This is a genomic window from Streptomyces sp. NPDC127097 (genome assembly GCF_042724075.1).
GTDB lineage: Bacteria > Actinomycetota > Actinomycetes > Streptomycetales > Streptomycetaceae > Streptomyces.
Genome location: NZ_JBHXFI010000007.1, coordinates 182,163 through 199,207 on the forward strand (window position 1 = coordinate 182,163; position 17,045 = coordinate 199,207).

Annotated in this window: 19 protein-coding genes; 10 read left to right on the forward strand and 9 right to left on the reverse strand. The window is 71.0% G+C overall.

Annotation, left to right across the window (positions count from 1 at the left end):
• Positions 1–220: 220 nt before the first annotated feature.
• Together ACFWJW_RS09130 and ACFWJW_RS09135 are read left to right on the forward strand one after the other, a co-directional pair.
• Positions 221–541, forward strand: a complete 321-nt coding sequence (locus ACFWJW_RS09130) for a GYD domain-containing protein (protein ID WP_387236958.1) — start codon at positions 221–223, stop codon at positions 539–541.
• A gap of 131 nt (positions 542–672) precedes the next feature.
• The gene (locus ACFWJW_RS09135) at positions 673–1,917 is read left to right on the forward strand and encodes a PP2C family protein-serine/threonine phosphatase (RefSeq protein ID WP_387236960.1); all 1,245 of its coding nucleotides are present in this window, start codon (positions 673–675) and stop codon (positions 1,915–1,917) included.
• A gap of 27 nt (positions 1,918–1,944) precedes the next feature.
• Here ACFWJW_RS09135 and ACFWJW_RS09140 read toward each other — a convergent pair whose 3' ends face one another.
• The gene (locus tag ACFWJW_RS09140) at positions 1,945–2,379 is read right to left on the reverse strand and encodes a hypothetical protein (RefSeq protein ID WP_387236962.1); all 435 of its coding nucleotides are present in this window, start codon (positions 2,377–2,379) and stop codon (positions 1,945–1,947) included.
• An 835-nt stretch (positions 2,380–3,214) separates the two neighbouring features.
• Here ACFWJW_RS09140 and ACFWJW_RS09145 point away from each other — a divergent pair.
• On the forward strand, positions 3,215–3,565 hold the full coding sequence (locus ACFWJW_RS09145) for a hypothetical protein (RefSeq protein WP_387236963.1): 351 nt from the start codon (positions 3,215–3,217) through the stop codon (positions 3,563–3,565).
• 149 nt (positions 3,566–3,714) lie between these two features.
• Here the strand turns inward: ACFWJW_RS09145 and ACFWJW_RS09150 are convergent, their stop codons facing one another.
• Positions 3,715–4,146: an SRPBCC family protein gene (locus ACFWJW_RS09150; RefSeq protein WP_387236965.1), complete on the reverse strand. Its 432-nt coding sequence runs from the start codon at positions 4,144–4,146 to the stop codon at positions 3,715–3,717.
• A 206-nt stretch (positions 4,147–4,352) separates the two neighbouring features.
• On the opposite strand from ACFWJW_RS09150, the gene ACFWJW_RS09155 reads away from it, so the two are divergent.
• The gene (locus ACFWJW_RS09155; RefSeq protein WP_387236967.1) at positions 4,353–5,210 is read left to right on the forward strand and encodes a universal stress protein; all 858 of its coding nucleotides are present in this window, start codon (positions 4,353–4,355) and stop codon (positions 5,208–5,210) included.
• Positions 5,211–5,261: 51 nt separating this feature from the next.
• On the opposite strand, the gene ACFWJW_RS09160 is transcribed toward ACFWJW_RS09155, so the two are convergent.
• The 5 genes from ACFWJW_RS09160 to ACFWJW_RS09180 form a co-directional block, all read right to left on the reverse strand.
• Complete coding sequence (locus ACFWJW_RS09160) at positions 5,262–5,885, reverse strand: CBS domain-containing protein (protein ID WP_387236969.1); 624 nt, start codon at positions 5,883–5,885, stop codon at positions 5,262–5,264.
• Between the two features lie 75 nt (positions 5,886–5,960).
• The gene (locus tag ACFWJW_RS09165) at positions 5,961–6,857 is read right to left on the reverse strand and encodes a universal stress protein (protein WP_387236971.1); all 897 of its coding nucleotides are present in this window, start codon (positions 6,855–6,857) and stop codon (positions 5,961–5,963) included.
• Positions 6,858–6,946: 89 nt separating this feature from the next.
• The gene (locus tag ACFWJW_RS09170) at positions 6,947–7,654 is read right to left on the reverse strand and encodes a response regulator (protein WP_387236973.1); all 708 of its coding nucleotides are present in this window, start codon (positions 7,652–7,654) and stop codon (positions 6,947–6,949) included.
• 105 nt (positions 7,655–7,759) lie between these two features.
• Entirely contained in the window at positions 7,760–8,428 is a 669-nt protein-coding gene (locus ACFWJW_RS09175; RefSeq protein WP_387236974.1) for a CBS domain-containing protein, read from the reverse strand.
• A gap of 77 nt (positions 8,429–8,505) precedes the next feature.
• Positions 8,506–9,189: a CBS domain-containing protein gene (locus ACFWJW_RS09180; protein WP_387236976.1), complete on the reverse strand. Its 684-nt coding sequence runs from the start codon at positions 9,187–9,189 to the stop codon at positions 8,506–8,508.
• A gap of 428 nt (positions 9,190–9,617) precedes the next feature.
• On the opposite strand from ACFWJW_RS09180, the gene ACFWJW_RS09185 reads away from it, so the two are divergent.
• The 3 genes from ACFWJW_RS09185 (at position 9,618) to ACFWJW_RS09195 (ending at position 12,067) form a co-directional block, all read left to right on the forward strand.
• The gene (locus ACFWJW_RS09185) at positions 9,618–9,821 is read left to right on the forward strand and encodes a cold-shock protein (RefSeq protein ID WP_042152846.1); all 204 of its coding nucleotides are present in this window, start codon (positions 9,618–9,620) and stop codon (positions 9,819–9,821) included.
• Positions 9,822–10,157: 336 nt separating this feature from the next.
• On the forward strand, positions 10,158–11,666 hold the full coding sequence (locus ACFWJW_RS09190) for a DEAD/DEAH box helicase (RefSeq protein ID WP_387236979.1): 1,509 nt from the start codon (positions 10,158–10,160) through the stop codon (positions 11,664–11,666).
• An 86-nt stretch (positions 11,667–11,752) separates the two neighbouring features.
• A complete protein-coding gene (locus tag ACFWJW_RS09195; RefSeq protein ID WP_387236981.1) occupies positions 11,753–12,067 on the forward strand; it encodes an SCO5918 family protein in 315 nt (104 codons plus the stop codon).
• 74 nt (positions 12,068–12,141) lie between these two features.
• On the opposite strand, the gene ACFWJW_RS09200 is transcribed toward ACFWJW_RS09195, so the two are convergent.
• Positions 12,142–12,519 (reverse strand): hypothetical protein, encoded by a 378-nt coding sequence (locus ACFWJW_RS09200; protein ID WP_387236983.1) that lies wholly within the window; start codon positions 12,517–12,519, stop codon positions 12,142–12,144.
• A gap of 247 nt (positions 12,520–12,766) precedes the next feature.
• Between ACFWJW_RS09200 and ACFWJW_RS09205 the strand changes: the two genes are divergently transcribed.
• A complete protein-coding gene (locus ACFWJW_RS09205) occupies positions 12,767–13,171 on the forward strand; it encodes a VOC family protein (protein ID WP_042152833.1) in 405 nt (134 codons plus the stop codon).
• A gap of 78 nt (positions 13,172–13,249) precedes the next feature.
• On the opposite strand, the gene ACFWJW_RS09210 is transcribed toward ACFWJW_RS09205, so the two are convergent.
• Positions 13,250–13,981 carry an SDR family oxidoreductase gene (locus tag ACFWJW_RS09210; RefSeq protein WP_387236985.1) on the reverse strand — a complete coding sequence of 244 codons (732 nt, stop codon included), beginning with the start codon at positions 13,979–13,981 and terminating at the stop codon, positions 13,250–13,252.
• Positions 13,982–14,426: 445 nt separating this feature from the next.
• Between ACFWJW_RS09210 and ACFWJW_RS09215 the strand changes: the two genes are divergently transcribed.
• Complete coding sequence (locus tag ACFWJW_RS09215) at positions 14,427–15,635, forward strand: cytochrome P450 (protein ID WP_387236987.1); 1,209 nt, start codon at positions 14,427–14,429, stop codon at positions 15,633–15,635.
• 276 nt (positions 15,636–15,911) lie between these two features.
• Entirely contained in the window at positions 15,912–16,973 is a 1,062-nt protein-coding gene (locus tag ACFWJW_RS09220) for a type III polyketide synthase (protein ID WP_387236989.1), read from the forward strand.
• Positions 16,974–17,045: the final 72 nt, after the last annotated feature.

The following is a 17,045-nucleotide window of genomic DNA, read 5'->3' on the forward strand; positions in this document are numbered from 1 at the left end:
TCGGGGCCTCGGCGGCGTGCCGTTCAGTGGCGCGTTTTCCGCCTTCGCCGGGGCGGCTCCGGAGCCTCGGCGGGCCGCCGCGGGAGTCCGGCCGCACCCGCCGCCGGCTCATCCGTTCGGCGGCCGCCCGGTGGCCGGTCCGCACCCGGCGGGCGAGGGTGGCCGTGTGACCGCGGTACCGCGGTCCGCTGTCGCATGGGCCGAAGCATGGGAGAGCCGGATGCCGAAGTACCTGGTGCAGGCCAGCTATACCGCCGAGGGCATGAAGGGCCTGCTCGCCGAGGGCGGCACCGGACGCAAGGCGGCCGTCGAGCAGGTGGTCAGGTCATGCGGCGGCACGCTGGAGACGGTCTACTTCGCCTACGGGGACGCCGACTTCTACTGCGTCCTCGACTTCCCCGACCAGGTGTCGATGGCCGCCATCGCCATGACCGTCCGCGCCAGCGGAGCCCTGCACTCCAAGACGATTCCGCTGCTGACCGTCGAGGAGATCGACGAGGCCGCCAAGAAGTCGGTCAGCTTCCGCCCGCCGGGGGCGTAACCGCCGCTGCCCGGGACGGACCCGCGGCGCGGTGGGCGGCGCCGGCGGCGGACGCGGGCCACGCGGCGGCTGTGGACGGCGGGCCCGACGAGGGGCAGCAGCACCGGGCCGCGGGAGGATGGGCAGGGAGCGTGAGGAGACCGGAGCTCGATCATGCGGCGCTGTTCGCCGCGACCCCGAGCGCATGCCTGGTCCTCGATCCGGAGCTGGTCATCGTGGACGTCAACCAGGCGTATCTCCAGGCGACCCTGCGTACCCGCGACGAGCTGCTCGGGCAGTACGTCTTCGACGCCTTCCCCGACAACCCCGCGGACCCCGACGCCGAAGGGGTGCAGAACCTGCACCCCTCACTGCGCCGCGTGCTGTCCACCGGGGAGCCGGACACGATGGCGGTGCAGCGCTACGACATCCCCGTGACGGAGCGGCCCGGGGAGTTCGAGGAGCGCTGGTGGTCCACGATCAACACCCCCGTCTCCGGGCCGGACGGCAGGGTGGCGTGGATCATCCACCGGGTCGAGGACGTGACGGCCTTCGTCCACTCCCGCCGGTCCCGTCCGATGCCCGGCGGGCGGCTGAGCGAACGCGAGGAGGCGATGGAGGCCGAGCTGTACGTCCGGGCCCGCGCGCTCCAGCACCTCAACGAGGAGCTGCGCCGGGCCCACGCCCGCGAACGCCAGGTCGCCCTCACCCTCCAGGAGGCCATGCTCCACTCCCCCGACCTCGCCGGGCACCGTGACATCGCGGTGCGCTACCTCCCCGCCCTCGGCTCCCTGAACGTCTGTGGCGACTGGTACGACATCGTCGACCTGCCCGGGGACGGTTACGCCGTCGCGGTCGGCGATGTCGTCGGCCACGGGCTGGATGCCGCCGCCGTCATGGGCATGCTCCGCAGCGCCCTCAGTGCCGCCGCCCGCTCCGTCGAGGGTCCCGCCCAGGCACTGAAGGTGCTCGGCCTGTACGCCCGTTCCGTCGACCAGGCGCTGGCCACCACCGCCGTCCAGGTACTGATCGACACCGCCGGCCGTCAGGTCACCTACAGCAGCGCCGGCCACCCCCCACCCGTCCTGCTGCACGCCGACGGCAGCCACGAACTCCTGGACCGCGCCACCGACCCGCCCCTGGGCGCCCACCCCGAAGAGCTGCCGCGCCCCCAGGCCCACCTTCCGTACGTGCCGGGCGACACCCTCGTCCTCTACACCGACGGGCTCATCGAACGCCGCGACGAGGACATCGACACCGGCCTCACCCGGCTCACCGACGCCCTCGCCCGCTACAGCGCCTTCAGCTCCGAACGTCTCGCCGACGCCCTGCTGGCCCGCCTCGGCGTCAGCGCCGGCGCCCGCGACGACATCGCCCTCGTCGTCGTCCGGCTGTAGTTCCGGCAGACGCCCGTTGAGGAGCCGTCAATCACCGCCGCAAGGCAGCGGGTCGGCGAAATACCGCTCCCCGGCGATGAAGGACGCGACCGTACCGTCGTCGTTCATGAGGAAGGTAATGATCCTCCCGTGAAACTTCGCCAACCGGGGAGCAAATACGAGCTCCTCGGTCCCACCCTCGGCTTGACGCGACGTCACCTCACTGTCGTACGTCGCCAGCACGTCCTCCCTCGCGCTCCCCACATGAACTCCGGAGGCGGTGGCAAGCGACGCCGGCGTCGACGACAGGACGGAGATCGCCGCCAGCCGGTCGTCGTCGTTGGAGAAGCGCAGCAAGAGGTTCTGGGGCCCTCCCTCGACGGCAAGATCCCGGCACTCCGGCCCACCCGGCCCGTCGGGAATCCGGGCCCCGACGGCACGCTCGGCCGCTTGACGGCTCATACCTATACGCAGCAGGCCCATGCCGTTGACCGTGATGGGCTGGGCACTCAGATCGACGGGGTCGCGCTGGGCGGCCTCGGCACGGCTCCGAGCCGTGAACCGGCAGCCGTCCCCGACCAACGTGAGATGAGGTCGATATGAGGCGGCGTCAGTATCGGAGGCAGGGGGCAGCACACTCCGGCCGGCCTCCTGACCGTCCACCGTCCGGAGGGAACAGGTGTCGGAGGAAGCTGCGGTGGCGGTAGGGGACACGCCCACCGCGAGCCCCCCAGCGAGCACGGGCGCGCAGGTAAGCACCATGAATTTGCGACGTACACTCCGCGTCATGGTCAGTGGCTCCATGCGTACAGACGTCGGCACTTGATGCCCTCAGCACATCACAGCTCCCAGAGCCACGCATCTTGGTGCCACTCCCCCACAGGCACGCTGCCCGCGGAACAAGGCAAGGCAGGAGCCCAGTTGAGGCGCGCCGCCGCAACGTAGCACCGCACCCTTCCACTGCCTCCCCCTTGCAGGTGCATCCGGCGGACATGGAGCGCACGATGGAAGAGGAAGATCCAAATCCTCGTACTGCTCGGGACTTCCGATGGTGGAGCATCCAGGAATTCACTGCACAAAGGGCCGTTACGCACAGCGGACGGGCGGCGGGCACGGCACCCGATTCGGCAGTCGGCCAGGAGTCATCGACCGTGTGATGCAGAGCTTCAGGGTGGCGATGGCCGCAATTCTCCTTGGTACCGGCGCGGTTCTGGGCGTTGCCCCGGCGGCCGGGAGCGGTTCCGGGGCGGCCACGGCAGTGGCCACCGGAGCGGCAGCGGCCCCGGCCCACGCCCGTGCGGCCGCGGTCGCTCAGCCCTTGGGCCTGGCGGGCACACCCGGCACGGCCGGCCACCGCCCGGTCGCGCCGAACCAGCCCGCCCCGGACCCCGCCGAGGTGGTCGAAGCCTACTTCCGGGCCATCAACAACGGGGAGTACGTGGCCGCTTGGGCGCTCGGCGGGAAGAACATCACGGGGCGGCCGTACGACTACTTCGTGCGAACCTTCCGCGACACGGCCCGGGATGACGTCACGGTGCGCTCCGTGGCCGGCAACAGCGTCGAGGTGGAACTGGACGCCACGCAGACCGATGGCAGCCATCGGTTCTTCGCCGGTACCTACACCGTTCGGGACGGAGTGATAGTTGCCGCGCGCATCCACCGCGAATGATGACGACGTGAGTGACGACGTGTGTGATCACGAAGGCTCGTGGACGCCGGCCTGGCCGCCCGTGGCCCGCACCGATGCGCCCGTGGCCCGCACCGATGCGGCGGAAGATCCGCCAGGGCGGGCCACGGGGACGGGCGGGCCGGCGTGGCTCAGCGCGCCCGTTCCACCAGTGTCTTCAGTTGCTCCAGGTCACTGCGGAGGCCGCGTTCGATCGCGGTTGCCTGGGCGAAGCCCTGCGGGCCGCCGAAGGTCTCCTTGATGGTTCCCGGGTCGTACTCGAACCGGGCCTGGACCCGGGTGTGCTGCTCGTCGAGGGGCAGCAACGAGAAGGTGCCCGCCAGGGCGGGACCGCTGGTGGTCTGCCACCGCATGACGTTTTCCACGCTGCGGTCGGTGATCTCGACCACGCACTCCTGTGGCCGCCCGCCCGCGTCGATATCGAGATGCGTCCGGTGTTCGCCCTCCTGCCGGGCCTCGCGTACCCCGTCCAGGAACTGCGGATAGGACTCCGCCCGGTGCAGACAGTCCCACGCCGTATCGAGGGGAACGCCCACGTCGATGTGTTCTTCGAGAGTGCTCATCAGGCACCTCACAGCTCGGTTCACGGTTATCCGGTCTTGTCTCCAGGGTGCTCCGGCCGGGAACCGGAAGCGAGCCGCTCCGGGCCTGCCGGCCGGCCGATGGGGCCGAGTGACTCATGCCGGGGGCGGCGCCGCCGCGGCCACGCTGGAGAGGCAGGGGCGAGACGTCGGCGCCCGTGCGGGCGCCGACTACGCGGAGGTGCGTCATGGCCGGCCCGGTGGTCGTAGGACTGGACGGCACGGGGAACAGCGTGCCGGCCGTGCTGTGGGGCGCCGAGGAGGCCGCGGCCCGGGGCCTCCCGCTCCATCTGCTGCATTCCTGGGGGTCCCCGTCGGCGAACGTCCGGCCGGCCGCTCCCGAAGCGGCCGGCCGGGAGCGCCGTGGAGCCGAGCTGCTCCGCGGCGCCGTGGACCTGGCGTACACCGGGCACCCGGGGATTCCGGTGACCACCGAGCAGGTCGCGGAGCGGCCCGCGGACGCGTTGCTGGAGCGGAGCGCCCAGGCCACGATGCTGATCCTGGGGTCGCGCGGGCACGGCGCGATCGCCGGTTTCCTGCTCGGCTCGGTGAGTCTCCAGGTGCTGGGCCAGGCGGTGTGTCCGGTGGTCACGGTGCGCGAGGACGCGGCGTTTCCGCAGCGGGAGATCGTGGTGGGCGTGCGGCATGCGGGGCCGGAGGACGAGGCGGTGCTGGAATTCGCCTTCACGGCCGCCGACGCCCATCACACGCGGGTGCGCGCCGTACGGGCGTGGGGCCCGGCGGAGACCGTGGGCCCGGTGCGCGCCGGGCCGGGCCGCTCGCCGGGCGGGACGGAAACCGGCCTCGCGGAGGACGAGATGCTCGCCGAGGCGCTGCTGCCCTGGCGGGTGAAGTTCCCCGCCGTCGAGGTGGTCCCGCACGCGGCGAGCGGCCGGGCCGCACCCGTGCTGCTGGCGGCCTGCTGCGATGCTGGCCTGCTGGTCGTCGGGCGGCGCAACCGGCGGTCACCGATGCTGCTCGGCCCCGTCGTTCATGCGGCCCTGCACCATGCCAACTGTCCGGTCTCGGTCGTGCCGCAGGACTGAGTTCCGGGCGCCGCGGTCGCCTCCCGGACGCCGGGCGGCGGCCCGTTCGCGCTACTCCGGCACGTCCTGCCGGTGCGTGGCGGTGTCGTCCCGCAGATAGCTGAGCCGGTCCACCACCTCGACCACCCCGTCGACGCTTTCACACAGCCGCACGGCAATGGGGACCAGGCTTTTGCGCTCCAAGGCGCCGGTGAGGGTGACGTGGCCGTCGGAGACCTCGACCGTGACCGCGGACGGTGCCACCCCGAGCGTGCGCGTCAGCACCTCCTCCAGCACCTCCTCCTGGATGGCCCGGTCCCGGCGCAGGAACAGCTGCACGAGGTCACTGCGGCTGATCACCCCGATGAGCCGCCCGGAGTCGTCGACCACGGGCAGCCGCTTGACCTTCTTCTTCTCCATCGTCTTGGCCGCTTCGACGACACTCCACCCGGGCCGTGCCACCACGGCGGGGCTGGTCATGATCGCTTCGGCGGTGGTCGCCCCGAGCTTCGCGATCTGCCGGCGCAGCAGATCGGCCTCGGACACCACCCCCACCGGCTGGTCGTCCTCGTCGAGCACGGGTACGGCGGTGATGTCGTACTCGTCGAGCAGCCGCGCGATCTCCTTGAACGGGGTGCCCCGCTGGACGACGACGGCCTCGGGCGTCATCAGGTCTGCCACGGTGCGGTGCCTCATCTCTGGCCAGTCCCTCCGGGTGTGCCGGGCCTGATCTCGTCGGCCCCATGGGCGGGGAGTGCGGTCGGCACCTGCTCAGTCGTGCGGGATCACCGCGACCGGGCAGGTCACATGGTGGATGGCGGCATGGGCGACCGGGCCGACGCGGGGCGCGAGCAGCGGACGGTGCAGCCGGCGGCCGACCACCAGGAGTTCGGCCCCGAAGACCGTCTGTACCAGGGCCCGGGTCGGGCTCTCCGGCAGCACGGTCTCCTGAACCAGCACACCGGGGAAGCGCTTACACCAGGGGCGCAGGGCGTCCCGCAGCTCGATGTCCGCCTCTTTGGTGAGTTCCTTCGCGGCATCGGGGTCGATGCCCCAGGGGGTGTACGCCTGCACGGGCAGCGGGCGCCCGTGGACGGCTTGAAGCGGAAGGCCGCGGCTCGCCGCCGCGTCGAAGGCGAACGTCAGCATCCGGTCGCTGGGTCCGTTGAGGCTGACGCCGACGACGACCCGGGGCCGGGGAGCGGGGGGCGCGCCGTGCCCGGAGGGGTGGCGCGGGGTCTTCGCCTGCCCGGGCGCCCGGACCAGGACGACCGGCCCCTTGGCCCCGCCCACGACATTCAGGCTCACGTCGCCGAGTACATAGCTCTCCCAGGTCCCCAGGGCCCGTGATCCGAGCACGAGCATCAGCGATTCCCCGGCCGCGCGCACCAGCGCGTCTTCCGCCTCCGCCCCGACCAGGTCCTCGATGATCTGGAGATGCGGGCGGCGTTCGCGGACCTCGTCCAGGGCCTGGCGCACGATCTGCCGGGCGGCGGCGTTCTGGTCATGTCCGGCGGGCGTGTCCGCCGCCTCGGCGGCCAGCAGTATCCACGCATGGAGCAGCCGCAGCACCGCCTGGCGCCGGTCCGCCTCGTCAGCGGCCCACTGCGCGGCGGCCAGGCTCTCCGGCGAACCGTCGAGCCCCACGGTGATGATGTCCGGCTCCATGACGGTGCTCCTTTCGGGGTCGGAGGAACGGGCCGGAGGTGCCCCGGGCTCCGGGGCCGTACGAGGCGGGCGGCACCGTTGCTCCCGCCTCAGGTCCCGTGCGGGCCCGGTCCCGCGCCGGAGGCCGATGCGGCCTGGGCGGCGAGGACGGCCGCCTGGATGCGCCGCTCCACACCGAGTTTGGCCAGCAGTCGGGAGATGTGGTTCTTGATGGTCTTCTCGGAGAGGTAGAGCCGCTTGCCTATCTGACGGTTCGTCAGTCCGGCGCCGATCAGACCGAGGATCTCCCGCTCCCGCGGGGACAGTCCGGAGAGCGCCGCCTCCTCGGGCGGCGCTTCGGAGTCGCCGCCGCGCAGACTGCTCATCAGCCGTGCCGTCGTCGCGGGATCGAGCATCGAGCTGCCGGAGGCGACCGTACGCACCGCGGCGACGAGATCCGCCCCCTTGATCTCCTTGAGCACATAGCCGGCCGCACCGGCCATGATCGCGTCCAGCAGCGCCTCGTCGTCGTCGAACGAGGTGAGCATCAGACAGGCCAGTCCCGGCATCCGCGAGCGCAGCTCCCGGCACACCGAGACCCCGTCGCCGTCCGGCAGCCGCACATCCAGCACCGCGACATCCGGCCGGAGCGCCGGTCCGCGCGCGAGCGCATGAGCGGCCGTCCCGGCGTCGCCGACCACCTCGATATCGGGCTCGGCATCGAGCAGATCCGCCACCCCGCGCCGGACGACCTCGTGGTCGTCGAGCAGGAACACCCGGACCGGCCGGTGCGGTGAGAATGCCTCCGCGTCGCTCATGACGCCCTCCGGCTGCCAAGACGTCCGTCTGTCCCCATCGTGACCCCTCTCGCAGGGGCCTGCCAGGCCGGACGGTCGCGCGGCGGCCGCGGCCGGAAGCCTGTGTCAGCCATGGCCCTGCCCGGCGGGCGCCGGTCCCGTGACATCGAACCGCACGTCCACGACGCCCTCGACCGCCTGCACCAAACGGGCGATGACGGGAAGCAGCGACGGGTCGCGGAGCGTGCCGCTGAGGGTGACCACCCCGTCGGTGACGCTGACCGCCGGCTGGTCGGGGGCCGCGGGGCACAGCCGGCCGATGATCTCCGTACGGATCTCCGCCGCCAGGTCCTCGTCCGGGCGCAGGAAGACCTTGAGCAGGTCGGCGCGGCTGACGATGCCCTGGAGCAGTCCCTGGCCGTCGACCACGGGCAGCCGCTTCACCGACTTGAACGCCATCGTCCGCGCCGCCTGGGCCAGGGTGTCACCGGCGTGCACGGTCAGCGCGGGCGCGCTCATCAGATCCCCCGCCGTCAGCCCGCCGGCCTTGCGGACGTCGTCCAGCCGCCGCAGCTGCTCCAGGCGGTCGGGGTCGGACTCCCGGAACTCTTCCTTGGGCAGCAGATCCGCCTCGGAGACCACCCCGACCACCCGGCCCTCCCCCGCCAGCACCGGCAGCGCACTGACCCGCCACCGCTCCATGGTCTCGACGATCTCCTTGAACCGCGCCTCCTGGCCGATCGCGACCACGGCCCGGGTCATCACCTCGCCGACGGTGTACGGGCTGTGCGCCATGACACCTCCTCGGTACGGTCCGCTCCGCGCCCGCTCCCGGCCGTCTGGTGCCGGCGGCGCCCCGCCAGCGGGTCCCGTCAGCTCTGCGGGCCCGCCATCGGCGTCCGGTTACGGGCGGCGGCCGGGGCGGTGACATCGAACTCCACGTCCACGACCCCCTCCACCGCGCGCACCAGGCGTGCGGCCACCGGGATGAGCGAGGTGTCCCGGACCCGGCCGCTGAGCGTGACCACCCCGTCGACGACCGTGACCCGCAGATCCTTGACGGGGGTCGTGAACAGCTCCCCCACGACGTAGCGGACCTCCTCCGCGAGGTCGTCGTCCGAGCGCAGGAAGACCTTCAGCAGGTCGGCGCGGCTGACGATGCCCTGGAGCACCCCGTGTGCGTCCACCACCGGCAGCCGCTTGACCGAGCCGCGCGCCATGGTCCGGGCCGCCTGGGAGAGCGTGGCGTTGGCCCGCACGGTGAGCGCGGGACCGGTCATCAGCTCCCCCGCGGTGAGCGCGCCCGCCCGGCGCACATCGTCGAGCCGCCGCAGCTGCTCCAGGCGGTCGGGGTCGGACTCCCGGAACTCTTCCTTGGGCAGCAGATCGGCCTCCGAGACCACCCCGACCACCCGGCCCTCCCCCGCCAGCACCGGCAGCGCACTGACCTGCCACCGCTCCATGGTCTCGACGATCTCCTTGAACCGCGCCTCCCGGTCGACCGCGGCCACGGTCCGTGTCATCACATCGCTGACGAGGTGCGGGGTGTTCTGCATGATGCCTCCTCGGTACCCGGACCGACGTCACCCGGCCCGTGACACCTCCAGCCTGGAATGCGCCGCGCGCGCCGCACAGGGGCCGTACGGTCCCTGTCCGGCGCCGGACGGCCACCGGGCCCCGGCTCCGCCCCGCATCGCCGTCCCACGGCCCGGGCTCGCCGAACCACCGGAAAACTGGGCAGGTCAGCAGGGTTTCGGAGGCCGGAAATGGCGGGGTAACAGCTGCGCGCGGCTGCTCGTGCCGTGCTACTGTCGATCTCAGTTGCAGTTGTGGTTGTGGTTCCCAAAGACTTCTCGCACCCCCGCCGCCATTCCAGGCCGGCGGGAGCGCTTTTGTATTTCCGGTTTTTCCGGACGGGGCAATCATCACGGCGACGCGGGGTCCGCACAGTGCGGCCCCGGCACTGCCCCCGAAGGAGATAAACATGGCTACCGGTACCGTGAAGTGGTTCAACTCGGAAAAGGGTTTCGGCTTCATCGAGCAGGACGGCGGCGGCGCCGACGTCTTCGCCCACTACTCGAACATCGCCACCCAGGGCTTCCGTGAGCTCCAGGAAGGCCAGAAGGTCACCTTCGACGTCACCCAGGGCCAGAAGGGCCCGCAGGCCGAGAACATTCTCCCTGCCTGACGCCGACGCACACATCGCAGCTGGGGCCCGCACCTTGGGTGCGGGCCCCAGCTCGTTGCCCGGAATACGCCGCGGGGGCCGTCACGGCCGCGCCGGCGACCCGGCGCAACCCGCCCGGTACCGGACCACGGGGCCCGCTGCGACAGCACGCCGCCCCGCCCGGCTCCCGCTCCGGCAACACCTTCGCCGCTCTTCGGCGACGTCTTCTCCCACGCCGGCGGTCGATTCCGCCCCGCCGCGTTCCATCTGTTTTCTCCGGTCCGTTTTGCGATTCTCCCGTGTGCGGCTGTCAGCTGCCGGGAATTCCTCGACGTACCGCATCGAGGAAGGTTCTCCATGAACCGCACAGCTCGCCCGAACGACCGCTCCTCCCGTACCCGCTCCGCCGGTTCCGGCCGTGGCGGCTACCGCTCGCAGTCGTCCAACCGCTCCGGTTCCGGTGGCAAGCGGCGCCGGCCCGCGCCGCAGGGGGAGTTCGCCCTGCCCGTCACGCATACCCCCGCGCTGCCGCCGGCCGAGTCGTTCGCCGAACTCGACATGCCGGCCGCGCTGTTGACGTCGCTGGCCGCGGAAGGGGTGACGACCCCGTTCCCGATTCAGGCCGCCACGCTGCCGAATTCGCTCGCCGGGCGTGACGTACTGGGCCGTGGCCGCACCGGCTCGGGCAAGACCCTCGCCTTCGGGCTGGCGCTGCTGGCCCGCACCGCCGGGCAGCGCGCCGAGCCGGGCGCGCCGCTGGCCCTGGTCCTGGTCCCCACCCGGGAGCTGGCGCAGCAGGTCACCGATGCGCTCACCCCCTACGCACGGGCGCTGTCGCTGCGGCTGGCCACCGTCGTCGGCGGGATGTCGATCGGCCGCCAGGCGAGCGCGCTCCGGGGTGGCGCCGAGGTCGTCGTCGCGACTCCCGGCCGGCTCAAGGACCTCATCGGCCGCGGTGACTGCCGTCTGAACCAGGTCGGCATCACGGTGCTGGACGAGGCCGACCAGATGGCCGACATGGGCTTCATGCCGCAGGTGACCGCGCTGCTCGACCAGGTGCGCCCCGAGGGCCAGCGAATGCTCTTCTCGGCCACCTTGGACCGCAACGTCGATCTGCTGGTCCGGCGCTATCTGACGGATCCGGTGGTGCACTCCGTCGACCCGTCGGCGGGTGCCGTCACCACGATGGAACACCACCTGCTGCACGTCCGCGACACCGACAAGCACGCCACCACCACCGAGATCGCCGCCCGCGAAGGCCGGTCGATCATGTTCCTGGACACCAAGCGCGCGGTGGACAAGCTCACCAAGCACCTGCTGAACAGCGGGGTACGGGCCGCGGCGCTGCACGGCGGCAAGTCCCAGCCCCAACGGACCCGGACCCTGACCCAGTTCAAGACCGGCCAGGTCACCGTGCTGGTGGCCACCAATGTCGCGGCCCGTGGCATCCACGTCGACAATCTCGACCTCGTCGTCAATGTCGACCCGCCCACCGACCACAAGGACTACCTGCACCGCGGCGGTCGCACCGCCCGCGCCGGGGAGTCCGGCAGCGTCGTCACCCTCGTCCTGCCCAACCAGCGCCGCGAGATGGACCGGCTGATGGCGGACGCGGGGATCACACCGCAGTCCACCCAGGTGCGCGCCGGCGAGGCCGAGCTGGCCCGTATCACCGGTGCCCAGGCGCCCTCCGGTATTCCGGTCACCATCGCCGCGCCGGTCGTCGAACGCCCGAAGCGCAGCGGTTCCTCGACCCGCGGCCGGCGCAGCCGCTCCGCCCAGGCCCGTCGGTCCTCCGGTACGGGCACGCCCCGGACCGCGTCCGGGACGCCGCAGCGCCGGCGCTCGGCCGGCAAGACCTCGTAGTACGGAAGCCGTACGGTTCGTACACGGCGCTTTTCTCGCTCCGCCATCAGTCCGGTTCCGGTTCGATTCGACCCTGTAGAGGCACTATGCGCTGCGTCATCGCCCGCTTCCCCTTCGACCTGATCAAGACCGAGGTGCAGGACTCGATGAAGGGCGTCGAGCCCGAACCCATCACGGGTGACTCGGCACTCATCGGTGGCCGTCACTACCCCGTCAAGCAGGTCGGCGAGGTCATCACCCGGCAGGACCGCCGCGACTTCACCGCCGGCGAGGTGACCCGGGCGCTGACCCGCCTCGGTTTCACCTGTAGCTCCTCGGCTCCCGCCGTCCGTACCCCTCTTGAGGAGGCGTCGGCCCTGCTCCAGGCTCCGACGACGTCCGACGGTGACCCGACGGGCTGAGACCGGCCACCACCCGACAACGAAGTGGGCTCCGACCGCACCGGTCGGAGCCCAGCTTTGTCGGAACCGCGGTCTCAGTGGTCGGAGTAGCTGAAGTCGCCCACCGTCCAGGCTCCTACGTCCTTGATCTCGACGCGGTACATCCCGCCGGTCTCGGGCAGGCCGACGCTGCCCTGGAGAATCCTCGCCACATGGAAATGCAGGTGGGTGGGCGGCCCTTTCCGTTGCGGCGGGCGGGTGTCCGCGCCGGCTGACGAGAAGAGGGCGGAGAACGGTCCCAGCCGCTGCGACTGCTCCAGGACCTCGGCCACACGTTGTCGCCACACGCTCTCGGGCGCCAACCGTCCGGTGATCACAGCGCCCTGGACCACCACTGTGAGCGACATCTGATTACTCTGCTCCGACTCCACCATGGCGGCGATGTCGACAAGCAGCTCGTCGGGCTTCGACATGGAAGCAGACTCTACTGCCGCGACCGGCTCTCGGCAGCACACCCACAGCGCGCGCCCCGCGAACCGCCGTTGTTGAGCCGTCGTCACCGGACGCCGGAGACTTCGCCGGCAGTCTCGGCCGGGCTGTCCCCCCGGCTCCCGGCACACCGCCTCGGGTGCGGCTTTCCCGCTCCGCCGAGTGCCGGGGCCGTCTCGGGGTACCGGTCGGGAGAGGCGGGCAGGGGCCCGTCGACAGGAAGGGGGCGGGATGGCCATCGCCAAGACCAGTGTCCTGGTACTGGATTGCGCGGAGCCCGCGGCACTGGCGGACTTCTACGCACAATTCCTGGGCGGAGAAGTGCGGATCGGGTCCAGCCCGGACTACATCGAGGTCGTCGAGAGCGACAAGGTACACCTCGCGATTCGACGGGACCGGGGCGCGGCGCCGCCCAGTTGGCCCCGCCCGGACGACTCGCAACAGGCGCATCTGCACTTCCTCGTCCCGCAGGACAACATGGACGAGGCGGAGCGGGAGGCGGTCAGCCTGGGGGCGCGGCCGTTGCAGACCCGGGAGAACCGCGGGCCTTATGACGCCCGCCGCTATGCGGATCCCGCGGGCCACCCCTTCGTGCTCGCCGCGAGCGAGGGCCACGCCCTGGGGCAGGCGAACTGAGCCGAGCCCGGCGGGTGGAGAGGCCGGGGGTGCCACCGGGCCCGGTGGCACCCCCGGTGCTGCGCGGCACGTCCGCTGTCAGGTGCGGGCCACCGGGCGCACGACCAGTTCGTTCACCTCGACCTCCGGTGGCCGGCTTACGGCGAAGGCGATGGTGTCCGCGACCGCGGCGGCCGGCAGGGCCACCGCGCGGTAGGCGGCCATGGCCTCCCGCGCCGTCGGATCGGTGATGCCGTCCGGGAGTTCGGATTCCGTGACGCCCGGCGAGACCAGGGTGACCCGGATACCGGCCACGGCCTCCTGGCGCAGCCCCTCGGAGAGGGCGCGTACGGCGAATTTGGTGGCGCAGTAGACCGCGGCGGTGGGCACCACCTCGTACGCCCCGACCGACGCGATATTGATGAGGTGGCCGGCGCCCTGGGCTCGCATCACGGGCAGTGCGGCGGCGATCCCGTAAAGGACCCCGCGCACATTCACCTCGAGCATCCGGTCCCATTCGTCCACCCGCAGCGCCTCCAGAGGCGACAGCGGCATCACCCCCGCGTTGTTGACCAGCACGTCGACCCGGCCGCATTCCTCGTGCGCGGCCGCGACGAAGGACCGCATCTCCTCGGCGGAGGTGACATCCAGCCGCCGGAAGGCCGCGCTGCCGCCGGCGCCGTTGATGTCGTGGCACAGCGCTTCCAGTCGTTCGGTGCGGCGGGCGCCGAGGAAGACGCGGTGCCCGTCGGCGGCCAGGCGGCGGGCGGTCGCCTCGCCGATGCCGCTGCTCGCGCCGGTGATCAGGACGACCTTCTGGTGCTCCGTCATGGGCTGCTCCTTTTGCCAGTTGTTTCACCGGCGAGCCTCCACGGCGGAGCGCACCGCGACCAGGACGGCCGGCGCCTGGGTGCCGCACACCCCGGCACCGCCCGGAGGCCGGCGAACCCTTCCCCTTTGCCGTATCAGCAAGCATCTTTGTCCATTCGACGCGGCCGGGTACAGCAGATACCGCATCCCGGGGATATCACCCTTATGGCGCAACGCCCCGGGCGCCCGCCCTCCGGCGTAATTCACCGGGGAATGGCGGACCACGGCATCCGTCATTCCCCAGCGTGATCGGACAGTTGAGCCGCCCCCGCATCCCGGTGTTTACGATATCCGGGATGAATTGGCGCTTACTGGCCGACGGCCTGGTACCTACGCGTACGTGCGCCTTCTTTCTGCCTTCACAGGCGGTGCAACCACTCGTCACCTCTGACTTCGGGAGCTCATGATGGAATCCGGCGCTACCGTGTGGAACTGCCCGTTCGACTATGCCGAGGCACTGGAATTCGATCCGACGCTCAAGCGTCTGCTGACCGAGGAACCGGTCGCCCGTATCAAGCTGCCCTACGGGGAGGGCGAAGCCTGGCTTGTGACCCGGTACGAGGATGTGCGCACGGTGACGACCGACCGGCGCTTCAGCCGCAGTGCCATCATCGGCCGGGACTTCCCGCGGATGACTCCTGAGCCGATCGTGCAGGACGAGGCGATCAACGTGATGGACCCGCCCGCCAGCAGCCGCCTGCGGAGCCTGGTCTCCAAGGCGTTCGCCCCGCGTCAGGTCGAGCGCATGCGGGCCCGCGCTCAGCACGTCGTGGACGACCTGCTGAACCGGATGACCGCGCAGGGCTCGCCGGCCGACCTGATGGAGAGCCTGGCATCCCCGCTGCCGCTGACGACGATCTGCGAGGTCCTCGACATCCCCGAGGCCGACCGCGACCAACTGCGCGGGCACGCCCGGACCATGATGAACCTCACCCCCGAGAACCGGGACAGAGCGGTCCACGCCAAGGCCGATATGCGCGCCTACTTCAAGACGCTGACCGCGAAGCGGCGCCAGCACCCGGGAGACGACCTGATCAGCGCACTGGCGACGGCCCGGGACGGCGACGAGCTCCTCAACGACCAGGAGCTCACCGTGCTGGCCATGGTGCTGCTCATCACCGGCCAGGACACCACCACCTACGAGATCGGCAACCTCGCCTACACCCTGCTCACCCGGCCCAAGGACCTCGCCATGCTGCGGGCCCGCCCGGAGATGCTGCCGCACGCGATGGAGGAACTGCTGCGCTTCATCCCGTTCCGTAAGGGCGTCGGCATCCCCCGCGTCGCCCTTGAGGACGTGGAACTGAGCGGCGTGACGATCCGGGCCGGGGACATCGTGCACGTCTCGTACCTGACCGCAAACCGGGACGGCCGCAAGTTCGACCGGCCCGACGAGCTGGACCTGGAGCGCGAGGACCGCCCGTCCCACATGACCTTCGGCTGGGGCGGCCACCACTGCCTGGGTGCCCCGCTCGCCTTCACGGAGCTGGAAGTCGCCCTCGGCGCCCTCCTGGAGCGCTTCCCCGACCTCAGGCTGGCCCAGCCGGCCGAGGACGTGCGCTGGAACACGACCTCGATCTGGCGCTATCCGCTGGAGTTGCCGGTCGCCTGGTGAGGGGGCCGGTGCCGCGAATGCAGAACTCACCTCCCTGGCGTACGGTTACTAGTCGGAAAGAAGATCCACCAGCACGGGGAGAGTTCATTCTTCGACGGATGGTCCGCACATAGTTCTCTCCAGAGTCGTGCAACCCCAGTCCGCCGATTCCGCCCGCCTGGCCGACTTGCCCGTCTTTCGGGCAGGTCGCCTCGGCGGGCGCCACCGGCCGACGGCGACCGAAATGGAAAGTAGGGAATTCCCTGGCGGCCCACAAGTCTGCAAGGAGCCCATCCCATGGCGGTTCTGTGCAAACCTGCAATCGCGGTCCCTGAATACATCCTCACCCAAGAAGACACCCTCGAACTCGCGCGGCGGATGCACAAGGATCATTCGCAGCTGCGGCTGGTACTCCGCCTGATCGAGCACACCGGCGTACGCAAACGGCATTTGATCCAGCCGATCGACAAGGTGCTCAAGCATCCCGGGCTGGACGCCCGCAGCGCGGTCTACGAGGAGGAGTCCAAGGCCCGGGTCCCCGCCGTGGTGCGCGAGGCACTCGACCGGGCCGAACTGGAGCCACAGCAGATCGACTTGATCGTCTACGTCTCCTGTACCGGCTTCATGATGCCCTCGCTGACGGCATGGCTCATCAACACCCTGGGCTTCCGCTCGGAGACCCGGCAGATGCCGATCGCCCAGCTCGGCTGTGCCGCAGGAGGCGCCGCGATCAACCGGGCGCATGACTTCTGCACGGCGTACCCCGACTCCAACGTCCTCATCGTGGCGTGTGAGTTCTGCTCGCTGTGCTACCAGCCCACGGATCTGGGTGTGGGATCGCTGCTGTCGAACGGCCTGTTCGGCGACGCGGTCGCCGCGGCGGTGGTCCGGGGGACGGGCGGCACCGGCGTCCGTCTGGAGCGCAACAGCTCGTACCTGATCCCGCACACGGAGGACTGGATCTCCTACGCGGTGCGCTCCACCGGATTCCACTTCCAGTTGGACAAGCGGGTGCCCGGCACCATGGAGCCGCTCGCCCCCGCCTTGCGCGCCATCGCGCAGGAGCACCAATGGGACGCGGGCGAACTGGACTTCTACATCGTCCACGCGGGCGGTCCGCGCATTCTGGATGACCTGTGCCACTTCCTCGAGGTGCCGCCCGAGGCGTTCCGCTTCAGCCGGGCGACGCTGACCGAGTACGGCAACATCGCCAGCGGTGTGGTCCTCGACGCCCTGGCGAGGATGTTCGACGAGGAGTCGGCCGTCGACGGCCACCGCGGTCTGCTGGCGGGCTTCGGTCCCGGCATCACCGCCGAGATGGCCCTCGGTACGTGGTCCTCGACCCCAGTCGCGACGTGAGTGTGCCCGCGCGGTGGGGGGGGGGCGGGGGGCGGCGGGCGGGGGGGGGGGGAGGGCGGAGGGCATTGCGGT

What these genes read in the sequence shown, in the direction of transcription:
- ACFWJW_RS09130 (WP_387236958.1), top strand. Translation starts at nt 221, where the DNA reads ATGCCGAAGTACCTGGTGCAGGCCAGCTATACCGCCGAGGGCATGAAG.
- ACFWJW_RS09140 (WP_387236962.1), bottom strand. Translation starts at nt 2,379, where the DNA reads ATGGGCCTGCTGCGTATAGGTATGAGCCGTCAAGCGGCCGAGCGTGCC.
- ACFWJW_RS09150 (WP_387236965.1), bottom strand. Translation starts at nt 4,146, where the DNA reads ATGAGCACTCTCGAAGAACACATCGACGTGGGCGTTCCCCTCGATACG.
- ACFWJW_RS09155 (WP_387236967.1), top strand. Translation starts at nt 4,353, where the DNA reads ATGGCCGGCCCGGTGGTCGTAGGACTGGACGGCACGGGGAACAGCGTG.
- ACFWJW_RS09160 (WP_387236969.1), bottom strand. Translation starts at nt 5,885, where the DNA reads ATGAGGCACCGCACCGTGGCAGACCTGATGACGCCCGAGGCCGTCGTC.
- ACFWJW_RS09165 (WP_387236971.1), bottom strand. Translation starts at nt 6,857, where the DNA reads ATGGAGCCGGACATCATCACCGTGGGGCTCGACGGTTCGCCGGAGAGC.
- ACFWJW_RS09170 (WP_387236973.1), bottom strand. Translation starts at nt 7,654, where the DNA reads ATGAGCGACGCGGAGGCATTCTCACCGCACCGGCCGGTCCGGGTGTTC.
- ACFWJW_RS09175 (WP_387236974.1), bottom strand. Translation starts at nt 8,428, where the DNA reads ATGGCGCACAGCCCGTACACCGTCGGCGAGGTGATGACCCGGGCCGTG.
- ACFWJW_RS09180 (WP_387236976.1), bottom strand. Translation starts at nt 9,189, where the DNA reads ATGCAGAACACCCCGCACCTCGTCAGCGATGTGATGACACGGACCGTG.
- ACFWJW_RS09185 (WP_042152846.1), top strand. Translation starts at nt 9,618, where the DNA reads ATGGCTACCGGTACCGTGAAGTGGTTCAACTCGGAAAAGGGTTTCGGC.
- ACFWJW_RS09190 (WP_387236979.1), top strand. Translation starts at nt 10,158, where the DNA reads ATGAACCGCACAGCTCGCCCGAACGACCGCTCCTCCCGTACCCGCTCC.
- ACFWJW_RS09195 (WP_387236981.1), top strand. Translation starts at nt 11,753, where the DNA reads ATGCGCTGCGTCATCGCCCGCTTCCCCTTCGACCTGATCAAGACCGAG.
- ACFWJW_RS09200 (WP_387236983.1), bottom strand. Translation starts at nt 12,519, where the DNA reads ATGTCGAAGCCCGACGAGCTGCTTGTCGACATCGCCGCCATGGTGGAG.
- ACFWJW_RS09205 (WP_042152833.1), top strand. Translation starts at nt 12,767, where the DNA reads ATGGCCATCGCCAAGACCAGTGTCCTGGTACTGGATTGCGCGGAGCCC.
- ACFWJW_RS09210 (WP_387236985.1), bottom strand. Translation starts at nt 13,981, where the DNA reads ATGACGGAGCACCAGAAGGTCGTCCTGATCACCGGCGCGAGCAGCGGC.
- ACFWJW_RS09215 (WP_387236987.1), top strand. Translation starts at nt 14,427, where the DNA reads ATGGAATCCGGCGCTACCGTGTGGAACTGCCCGTTCGACTATGCCGAG.
- ACFWJW_RS09220 (WP_387236989.1), top strand. Translation starts at nt 15,912, where the DNA reads ATGGCGGTTCTGTGCAAACCTGCAATCGCGGTCCCTGAATACATCCTC.